Genomic DNA, 10217 nt, shown 5'->3' with positions numbered 1-10217 from the left:
TGACAAAATGACAATCCCCTTAATTCCTGCAGTATGAATAATGCAGCTTAAATCAGGGGTAATGCGTTAGTCCTCGTTGGGTAACGCAACTCCTACAGTATGAGTAATGTAGGTTAAATCAGGATAACTGTACCAAATAGGTTTATCTCTGCCGGTATCACTATGAACTAACCTGCATTATTCATAAGTGTCTCGTCATTAATGAGAATTTAGCGAAACTCCGCTTCGCCAAATTCTCATTAATAGTATAAAATAATTATCACGAAGTACTTACACTATGAATAATTCAGGCTAAAAACATATCTTTGTATCGTTTTAAAACGTTATAAAAACATCGAATTAACTCAAATACCATGAAAAGAAGAAGCATTTGCGTGCTTTTCTTGTGCATATATTGCCTGTGGGGAGTAGCGCAAGAAAAGGAAACCGTGAAGATTGCATGTATCGGCAATAGTATAACGTACGGTTCGGGCATTAAAAACCAGTTCCAAAACAGTTATCCGGGACTGCTTTCGCAGTTATTGGGCAAAGGATACGACGTTCGCAACTTCGGACTTAGCGGACGTGTCCTATTAAATAAAGGTGACCGCCCGTATATGCACGAACCGGAATTCCGCGAACTTCAGGCTTTTGAACCGGACATCGTAACCATTAAGTTGGGCACAAACGACAGTAAACCGTGGAACTGGCGCTACGGAAAAGATTTCAAAAAAGATTTGGTTGAGATGCTGGACATCCTCCAAGGCTTGCCTTCACGCCCCAAGATATACCTTTGTCTGCCTGTACCAGCCGTTAATGGCAACTTCGGTATCAACGACAGCGTTATCACAAACGGCATCATACCGGTTATACGAAGTGTTGCCAAGAAACGTCATTTACCTGTAGTAGACCTCTACACACCCATGAAGCCTCATCCCGATTTCTATACCGACGGCATTCATCCCAACGAGCAGGGAGCTGCGCTGATAGCCGGCGAACTTTACCGCACGCTGACCGGCAATGAAGTTGAAGCGTCCATCCCGACCGATCAACCTTTCCCGGGAAAGAAATCACAATGGGAAGGTTTTGACCGTTATGATTTCATTTGCAATACACGCCAAGCTATTGTCGTAGCTCCCAATAAGGTTGCCGAGGGGCGTCCCTGGATTTGGCGTCCCGCTTTCTTCGGCGCTTTCGCGTGGGCAGACAAAGCCTTGCTGGAGAAAGGCTTCCATGTGGTTTACTATGATTTGACGCATCTTTACGGAAGTCCCCATGCCGTACGCCTGGGTAATGACTTTTATAATATAATGCGGAGGTACTACCACTTCTCCCCGAAAGCAACCCTGGAAGGATTCAGTCGTGGGGGATTGTTTGCATTCAATTGGGCGGCGAAGAATACCGATAAAGTAGCGTGCATCTATGTTGACGCTCCGGTATGCAACGTATTCAGTTGGCCGGGAACCCGGAACCGGAACTTATGGGAAGGAATGCTCACAGAATGGGAGCTTACCGACGCTGACATGGCAAACTTTAAGGGTAATCCGATTGATAATCTGGCACCATTGGCAGCGGCAGGTATTCCGGTAATCGCCGTTTGTGGCGATAGCGACAAGATTGTGCCCTACGAACAGAACATGAAAATTGTAGCAGAACGGTATCGCGCCTTAGGCGGTCTTGTGGAAGTTATCTTGAAACCGGACTGCGACCACCATCCGCATAGCCTTGAAAACCCAGAGCCTATAATCGACTTTATTATCCGCAACCAGCCGGACTATCAGAAACAGCAATCTATCCACCGGCGTGGCAGCCTTACGAACTCTTATCTGAAATTCACGAAGGAGAAAACAGGTTGCGTAGCATTCCTGGGAGGTTCCATAACCGAAATGCGTGGCTGGCGGAATATGATACAGGAAGACTTGAAGCAGCGATTCCCGGAAACAGAGTTTACCTTTATTGATGCCGGTATTCCTTCTACGGGCAGCACGCCCCACTCCTACCGTTTTGAAAACGACGTCTTACAGAAAGGTGTACCCGATTTATTGTTTGTAGAAGCCGCAGTAAACGACGACACCAATCATTTCGATTATATCCGGCAGATACGTGGCATGGAAGGCATCGTCAGACATGCGCGGACTGCCAATCCGGAAATGGATATTGTCATGATGCATTTCATTTACGACCCTTTCATTCCTTTATTAAATAAAGGTATGCAACCTCAAGTAATTATGAACCACGAATGCGTAGCCAACTACTATCAGGTTTCCTCCATCAATTCAGCAGAAGAGGTAGCGCACCGCATGCGTGATGGTGAATTCGACTGGGAATACTTCGGAGGTACGCATCCGCATTGGAACGGTCATAAGTACTATGCAGCCGCCATCAATCGTCTGTTCGATTTAGAGTGGAGCGGAGACGTTATCAAGAAAACGGTTCTACCGCACGAAATGCCGGAGCAACCGATAGATACTTATTCTTACGATAAAGGCAAGTTCGTCGATATCCATTCGGCAAAACAGCTTCGCGGCTGGAAAGTGGTTGATGACTGGACGCCCGTAGTAAAAGCGAATACGCGCAAAGGATTCGTACATGTTCCCATGCTGGTGGCAGACCGTGCCGGCGCTACTCTTTCTTTCTCTTTTGAAGGGCGCGCAGTAGGTATTTTCTGCGTGGCAGGTCCGGAGGCTTGTGTTTTGGAGTATAGTGTGGACGGCGCTCCTTACAAGAAACTGGATACTTTCACAGACTGGAGCCTGAATTTATATATTCCGTGGGTATATATGCTGGAAACGGAACTTGCCCAAGGGCCTCATACTTTGCAGTTACGAGTGGCTAAAGGAGATAAAACCGAGTGCCAGATTCGTAATTTTGTAGTCAATCGGTAGTTCTTTATCCTGTATTATTCATGCTTCTGCTTATAGACTCCTGAAGCATGAATAATACAGGTTAAGCAGTATTTCCGTTTCCAATGTATTTAAGTTATAGCGATATTTACTTTAGAAAAGAAATACTATGAATCATTTAATTTCACACAACTCGCCTAAGTGTAAGCTCCGCTTCTTTGCGGGTATTCTTTTTTGTTTCCTGCTTTCTTTGCAATACGGTATGGCTCAAGATGTGCCGAAGAAACTTGGGAAGTACGATGTGCCAAAAGGTAGATGGAATCTGGTTTTTACTAATGATATTGCTTATAATCAGTGGAACTATATCCCTTCACATGAAACCTGGGATAGTTCCTACATGCTCATGTTTGGAGTCGGTGCCGGGTTGGAATATGCCTATTGTCGAAACCGAACATTGATCTTGACGGCTGAAACTGGTGTTACCGGTTATGCCTTTACTATGGAGCCTTCGGAATGGAGTCATCTAACACAATATTACAACATAAACTTATTGCATACTTTTTATTGGAAACACTTTAGAGTAGGCATCGGCCCCACGCTTGGATGGAACAACTGGCAGTACATCTATAGAGAAGAGTATGATCCGGAAGTTGAAATGATTGATGATGAGCAGGAGAACAATGAACAAGAACCCCATTACGGCAAGTTCGGGAAAGATGATTTTTCTTTCACCCGATTCGCCGCAGGTGCCGACATTCAAATCTATTATTATATCATTCCCCGATTAGGATTCGGTGCAGAATATTCCGCCCGCTGGATGTGGAAGGAAGGAGCTAAGGGAAAATGCGACCATCACTGGGCACTGAAAGCACAATTAAAATTCAGACTCAGCAAGAAGAAACGACATTATCAGTAAATGAAGCGGACACTTGCTTAAGGAAGAACAAGCACTTTGGGTAGAGCAAACAGCAAATACAGCGGAACGTTCACTAAATTCCCATTCTTTTCGTACGGCAATAGACTGGTACGGAAAAGATACTGCGGATTATATTCCTTATCGTAAACTTTCAGACTTTTAGCGTGTACATTATTCCCGGCTTTAGCTTCCAATGGATATGCATGAAGACCATTGGAGAAAAGGAAGTTAACTTCGGCATTTGCATCGGAAGTCCAATAATAATTGGCATTGAGTTGAGGAAAGAGAGAAAGTTCCTGCAGAACATATTGCTCCGTCAGCGCCCCTTTAAACTCTTCAAATATCCGGCTTCCTTCAATAAATACTTTAGGAGATAATCCGCTCATGACCCGCAGCAGACCAACATCAAGCAGAAATACTTTGAATGATTGCAAGTCTTCATACGCTTTCAGAGGTACATCCGGTTTGCGGACACGGTAAATCCGGCGGATAAGTTTTTCTATCAGTAGTCGTTTCATACTTTCTCTGTTTTTATGTACAAATGTACTTATTAAGAAAGATGCCATTAAACATCTGAGTAATTATCTGGCACTGCTGGCACTGTTCCTTTTTCCCTTTGTAGCAGCCTGCGACAGCAAAGATGAACCGGTTACACCGGAAATCACAATCCCCGAAAACTTTCTGACCAACGGAATGGCTTTTTCCAATGCTGAAGGTACGAGCACGCTCTCTATCAAATCGAATGTACCGCTGGAAGCAACCAGCAATCAGAATTGGTGTACGATAACCCGCGCTACATCCAATTCGGCCACAGTACTTAGATATACGGTGGAGGTAGAAGCGAATCCTGATACGAACGATCGTACTGCCGTCATTACCGTGAAAGGCGGTAACCTTACGGAAACCGTTACAGTGAGACAGCTTGCCGGTGAATTGCCTGACGTCGGTATGGAAAGCAACGCCCTCACATTGGCGGCTAAAATGTATGCGGGCTGGAATATAGGAAACACGCTCGAAGCCAGCGGCGGTGAAACGGCTTGGGGTAACCCCAGAATCGCTGAAGACTATGTGAAGAAAAAAAAGCCGGGAACTGAGTATCACACCCAGTTCCCGGTTCTATTTTATAAAGGAAGAAAAAAATGTTTTTCAGAGTGCAGCCCGGATTGCTTCGGCAACCGCCTTAAATTCTTCATCAGAAAGTTTCAGCTTCGGGTTAGAGAACAACATATCGGATTCCTTCTGAATAGGAATAAGATGAATGTGTGCATGAGGCACTTCCAGACCGATTACAGCTTCACCAATCCTCTTGCAAGGAAAAGCCTTTTCGATGCCACGCGCCACTTTCTTGGCAAAAACGTGCATCGCCGCCAAATCTTCGTCACTCAAATCGAAGATATAGTCTACTTCCTGCTTGGGAACCACCAGTGTATGACCTTTCACCAACGGATTGATGTCTAAGAAAGCATAAAACCTATCGTCTTCCGCTACCTTATAAGAAGGTATTTCACCTGCGATAATTCTACTGAATATTGTTGCCATAGCTTTTGTAATATATAGATATATAAAAGAAGGCAAGTCCATACGCGGACCTGCCTTCTACATTAAAATGATATGTTCACTACTTCAAGGTTTACCATGCCCTGCGGCACTTTGATTTCAGCTATATCACCGACTTTCTTACCAAGTAATCCTTGTGCAATCGGGGTATTAACGGAAATCTTACCTTCTTTCAAATTGGCTTCACTTTCCGAAACGATGGTATAAGTCATCTTCATACCGTTCTTCACGTTCTTCAGTTCCACCTTGTTCAGTATCTGTACGGAATCTGTTTTCAGTTTAGATTCATCAATAATCTTAGCATCTGCAATAACAGCTTTCAGCTTATTGATTCTCATTTCAAGCAAACCTTGTGCTTCTTTAGCCGCATCATATTCTGCATTTTCCGACAGGTCTCCCTTGTCACGCGCCTCAGCAATCGCCGCCGATATTTTAGGGCGTTCCACCGTTTCCAGTTCTTTCAAGTCAGCCATCAATTTCTTGTAGCCTTCTTCTGACATATAAGCCATACAGTTTTCCTCCTTTTAAGTTTAAAAATGGTGTTATAACAAAAAAGAATTCCAACATGGTCAGCATGCTGGAACCCTCCTCACTTTTTTCTTCTGCAAAGATAGGCTTTTAATCAATACATGTCAAGCAAAAATAGCTGCTTTGTAACATGTTTAAATGAAAGCCTCTAATTTATAACAAGTTACAGTAGCGCTTTTACTGCTGCTTCCAGGTCTTTTATTGTTCCGCCACGGGCGCTTAACTCACTATTACGGTTTATAAGGAAAATCTCGGGAACCGACTGAACGTTATACATAGCAGCAATATTCGAGTAAATACCATTTGCATCTCTTACACAAACCCAGGGAAGATTGTCCACTGTTGTTTTCCAGAAATGTTCGTCTGCATCAAGCGATACCTGATATATTTCCAATCCCCGGTCTTTATATTTGGTATAAAGATCGTTCAGCAAGAAGTTGTGTGGAGTAGAAGCCGCACTCTGATAGATGGTAAAATCCAACAATACGACTTTACCTTTGAGTTCACTCAGCTTACGAACATTACCTTTCATATCACGCAGACTGATTTCCAGAATACCGGTTTCGGAGACAACCTCTTCCGGCAGTTCCATCACCTTTTGTTGCGGCGTACGGGTGTTCTTCATCCCTTTAATCACAATATTATAAAGATTCTTTGAGCGGTCGGCATGAGGATAGTAGTTATTCAGACTCGTTGCTACGGCTGCAAAGCATTTAATATCTTCCTTGTTGTTCAGCGGGTCGAAAATAAGATAGTTGTTCAACTTCTGGAACAGAGCGAAATAAGCGGCAGCCGTATTCGGTGCGGAATAGATATACTTGATTTTCACATCATCCTTATAATTCTTCATCAACGCAGCCAGGCTATCTTCAAAAACATCCGCACCAATCTGATATGCCTGCATCGTTCTGATTAATGCGTTGACCTCACTCTGCAATTTTATCTGCTTCAATGTCAGTTCCTTTATTTTGGTGCTGTTTGCCGAACCCTCCACCGTATATGCGGTTGCAAAATCTATATAAGGAGCATTTATCTGAACTGTTTCCGTAGAGTCCACCGAAAAGTTAATGACCTTATCGTCCACACGCAAACGATAAAATTCCGGAGACTCCGGACGCGCTTGTTTGAAACCGAACGAACCGTCACCCTTCAATTTCACGGAATCCAAAGGCACAATACCTGCCAATGCCGCAGCTTCCAGATACAACATTTTGCCGTCGGCACCTGAAACTTCACCTTCAACTTTGAATTTCGATTCAGAACTACATGCACTTAAAACCAAAGCAGTAAACGCAACAAAACAGATCTTTTTCATATTTAACTTCTTATTCTATATTAGAAATAACGTGCAAATATAGTTCTTTTCGAGATTAGAAACTGTTTTGGGTTTCCTTTTTTTAATTATTATCAGCCTAAACAGCTACTTAGTCAAAGCATTTTCTCCGCATTCTTACACCCGGAATCTTTTTAAAAAACGTCAAATACAAACTTTTTATCTCATTTTCACCCCATTACATGAATAAATATGTATCTTTGCAGGAATTTTGAAAGAAAATATAGATAAAACATTTTTTATGATTAACCCAATTGTTAAGACGATCGAGCTTCCTGATGGCAGAACCATCACGCTCGAAACGGGAAAGCTGGCAAAACAGGCAGATGGATCTGTAATGCTTCGTATGGGCAACACCATGCTTTTAGCTACTGTTTGTGCCGCCAAGGACGCAGTTCCCGGAACAGATTTCATGCCGTTACAGGTAGAGTACAAAGAAAAATTCGCCTCATTCGGACGTTTCCCCGGTGGTTTCACTAAGCGCGAAGGACGTGCTTCCGATTATGAAATCCTCACTTGCCGCCTCGTTGACCGCGCTCTCCGCCCCTTATTCCCTGACAATTACCATGCAGAGGTATACGTAAATATTATCCTTTACTCCGCAGACGGCATTGATATACCGGATGCATTGGCAGGACTCGCAGCTTCTGCCGCTCTCGCAGTTTCAGATATCCCTTTCAACGGACCTATTTCCGAAGTACGCGTAGCACGCATCGACGGGCAATTCGTTATCAACCCGACTTTCGAACAGCTTGAAGAAGCAGACATGGACCTCATGGTCGGCGCCACTTATGAAAACATCATGATGGTGGAAGGGGAAATGAACGAAGTATCCGAACTTGATTTGCTGAACGCCATGAAGGCTGCTCACGAAGCAATCAAGATACAGTGCAAGGCTCAAATGGAGCTGGCGGAAGAAGTTGGTTCTACCGTAAAACGCGAATATTGCCACGAAGTAAACGACGAAGAACTGCGCAAAGCCGTTCGCGAAGCATGTTACGACAAGGCTTATGCCATCGCTGCTTCCGGCAACAACAATAAGCACGAACGCATGAATGCTTTCGATGCCATCCGCGAAGAATTCAAAGCACAATTCAGTGAAGAAGAACTGGAAGAAAAAGCTCCGCTAATCGCCCGGTATTATCACGATGTAGAAAAAGAAGCCATGCGCCGCAGCATTCTGGATGAAGGCAAACGCCTCGACGGACGTAAGACTAACGAGATACGCCCCATCTGGAGTGAAGTCAACTACCTGCCCGGACCTCACGGCTCGGCTGTCTTCACCCGTGGCGAAACCCAATCTCTGTCCACCGTTACTTTGGGTACCAAGCTGGACGAAAAGATTATCGACGACGTACTCGAACACGGCAAGGAACGCTTCTTGCTACATTATAACTTCCCTCCTTTCTCCACCGGAGAAGCCAAAGCGCAACGTGGCGTAGGTCGTCGCGAAGTCGGTCATGGCCACTTGGCATGGCGCGCGCTGAAAGGACAAATTCCTGCTGACTATCCGTACGTTGTACGTGTAGTATCCGACATCCTCGAATCCAACGGTTCATCTTCCATGGCTACCGTATGTGCCGGAACTCTGGCATTGATGGATGCAGGTGTGAAGATTAACCAGCCGGTATCAGGTATCGCAATGGGATTGATTAAGAATGCAGGCGAAGACAAGTATGCCGTACTGTCCGACATTCTTGGTGACGAAGACCACTTGGGTGATATGGACTTCAAAGTAACCGGAACAAAGAATGGTATCACTGCTACACAGATGGATATCAAGGTTGACGGTTTGTCTTATGAGATTCTGGAACGTGCCTTGAACCAGGCAAAAGAAGGACGTCTGCACATCCTCGGCAAGATTCTGGAAACTATCCAGGAACCGCGCGAAGAACTAAAACCTCATGCTCCGCGCATCGAGATGATGACTATTCCTAAAGAATTCATTGGCGCAGTTATCGGCCCCGGTGGAAAAATCATCCAAGGCATGCAGGAAGAAACCGGCGCTACTATCACCATCGAAGAAGTGGACAACATCGGAAGAATCGAAATCTCCGGAACCAACAAGAAGAGCATCGAAGACGCTATGCGCCTGATCAAAGGCATTGTTGCTGTACCGGAAGTTGGTGAAGTGTACAAAGGTAAGGTACGCTCCATCATGCCTTATGGCGCTTTCGTTGAATTCCTGCCGGGCAAGGACGGTTTGCTGCACATTTCAGAAATTGACTGGAAGCGTCTGGATACCGTAGAAGAAGCAGGCATCAAGGAAGGTGACGAAATCGAAGTAAAACTGCTTGATATTGATCCGAAGACCGGAAAATTCAAGCTTTCCCGGAAAGCATTGTTGCCAAGACCGGAAAAGAAATAAGGAAATCCTTTACTCTTTAACCGTTTTGAGTGAAACCAATGCTTAGAAGAGGTAAAGCAGTTTCTTAGTTTAGTAATAGAGAAGTCCGGCGAAACTTTCCGCCGGACTTTCTTTTTGCTTCTTTTTAAACAAATGTCTACCGCCTAAACACCTCTTTCCAATGAGTTGTAAACGCCCACCCCTTTCACTGTTAGCAGATACTTTTGTCGAGGATGCTTCAGGTTGTTTATAAGACCGATTTTCCATTTCACGACTCGGAGAATTGAGGCCCATGTTTGCATTTGCTTCGTAGCTCTTAAAGTCTACAAAGAATTTCCTTCTTCGTTGTCATAGGCTGTAAAAGATACTCTTTTTTTTCATATTAACTTTAAAAATACTACTTTTGTGATTAACTATGAAGTGGCAACGTTGTATATGAGTTTGTTATTAAACGACAGGAATGGCAAGATTGTCATTCCCGATTCTTTGTGGCTTTACCTGCCGCTATCTAATATGAATAATATCTTTAATAACAAATTGATTTACAATGAACAAAAAAATATATCCGAGAAGAAACGATTCTCAAACGATCTACCTGAATACCGTAATCAAGAGTCCGAACATCATTGTCGGGGATTATACTATCTATAATGACTTTGTCAGCGACCCTGTTCTGTTTGAAAAGAATAATGTCTTGTACCATTATCCGATCAA

Annotated in this window: 8 protein-coding genes and 2 pseudogenes; 5 read left to right on the top strand and 5 right to left on the bottom strand. The window is 44.0% G+C overall.

Translation table 11 applies throughout. The features are described from left to right. Positions 1 to 353: 353 nt before the first annotated feature. Positions 354 to 2864 (top strand): GDSL-type esterase/lipase family protein, encoded by a 2511-nt coding sequence (locus tag B2Z67_RS13595; protein WP_291530379.1) that lies wholly within the window; start codon positions 354 to 356, stop codon positions 2862 to 2864. Positions 2865 to 2991: 127 nt separating this feature from the next. Continuing rightward, positions 2992 to 3738, top strand: coding sequence for a hypothetical protein (locus B2Z67_RS13590; protein ID WP_291530378.1), 747 nt, complete (start codon positions 2992 to 2994; stop codon positions 3736 to 3738). Positions 3739 to 3755: 17 nt separating this feature from the next. On the opposite strand, the gene B2Z67_RS13585 is transcribed toward B2Z67_RS13590, so the two are convergent. Both B2Z67_RS13585 and B2Z67_RS13580 read right to left on the bottom strand, forming a co-directional pair. Beyond that, a complete protein-coding gene (locus tag B2Z67_RS13585; protein WP_414630817.1) occupies positions 3756 to 4256 on the bottom strand; it encodes a DUF4143 domain-containing protein in 501 nt (166 codons plus the stop codon). 63 nt (positions 4257 to 4319) lie between these two features. Beyond that, positions 4320 to 4505 (bottom strand): hypothetical protein, encoded by a 186-nt coding sequence (locus tag B2Z67_RS13580; protein ID WP_291530376.1) that lies wholly within the window; start codon positions 4503 to 4505, stop codon positions 4320 to 4322. On the opposite strand from B2Z67_RS13580, the pseudogene B2Z67_RS13575 reads away from it, so the two are divergent. Then, positions 4432 to 4599, top strand: a pseudogene (locus B2Z67_RS13575) (hypothetical protein); the annotation flags it as partial. The gene B2Z67_RS13580 and the pseudogene B2Z67_RS13575 sit on opposite strands and share 74 nt — an antisense overlap. Before the next feature lie 285 nt (positions 4600 to 4884). Here B2Z67_RS13575 and B2Z67_RS13570 read toward each other — a convergent pair. From B2Z67_RS13570 to B2Z67_RS13560, 3 genes are all read right to left on the bottom strand, one after another. After that, positions 4885 to 5277 carry an HIT family protein gene (locus B2Z67_RS13570; protein WP_291530375.1) on the bottom strand — a complete coding sequence of 131 codons (393 nt, stop codon included), beginning with the start codon at positions 5275 to 5277 and terminating at the stop codon, positions 4885 to 4887. A gap of 62 nt (positions 5278 to 5339) precedes the next feature. Then, positions 5340 to 5804 (bottom strand): transcription elongation factor GreA, encoded by a 465-nt coding sequence (greA, locus tag B2Z67_RS13565; protein ID WP_291530374.1) that lies wholly within the window; start codon positions 5802 to 5804, stop codon positions 5340 to 5342. A gap of 182 nt (positions 5805 to 5986) precedes the next feature. Then, positions 5987 to 7138 (bottom strand): TlpA disulfide reductase family protein, encoded by a 1152-nt coding sequence (locus tag B2Z67_RS13560; protein WP_291530373.1) that lies wholly within the window; start codon positions 7136 to 7138, stop codon positions 5987 to 5989. Between the two features lie 259 nt (positions 7139 to 7397). On the opposite strand from B2Z67_RS13560, the gene pnp reads away from it, so the two are divergent. Together pnp and B2Z67_RS13550 are read left to right on the top strand one after the other, a co-directional pair. Continuing rightward, positions 7398 to 9524: a polyribonucleotide nucleotidyltransferase gene (pnp, locus tag B2Z67_RS13555; protein WP_291530372.1), complete on the top strand. Its 2127-nt coding sequence runs from the start codon at positions 7398 to 7400 to the stop codon at positions 9522 to 9524. Positions 9525 to 10050: 526 nt separating this feature from the next. Then, positions 10051 to 10217: pseudogene (locus B2Z67_RS13550) on the top strand (antibiotic acetyltransferase); the annotation flags it as partial.

The organism is Bacteroides sp. UBA939 (assembly GCF_002293435.1).
Lineage (GTDB): Bacteria > Bacteroidota > Bacteroidia > Bacteroidales > Bacteroidaceae > Bacteroides.
The sequence above is the reverse complement of the archived record's forward strand: the minus strand, read 5'-3'. Positions and strand labels throughout refer to the sequence as shown.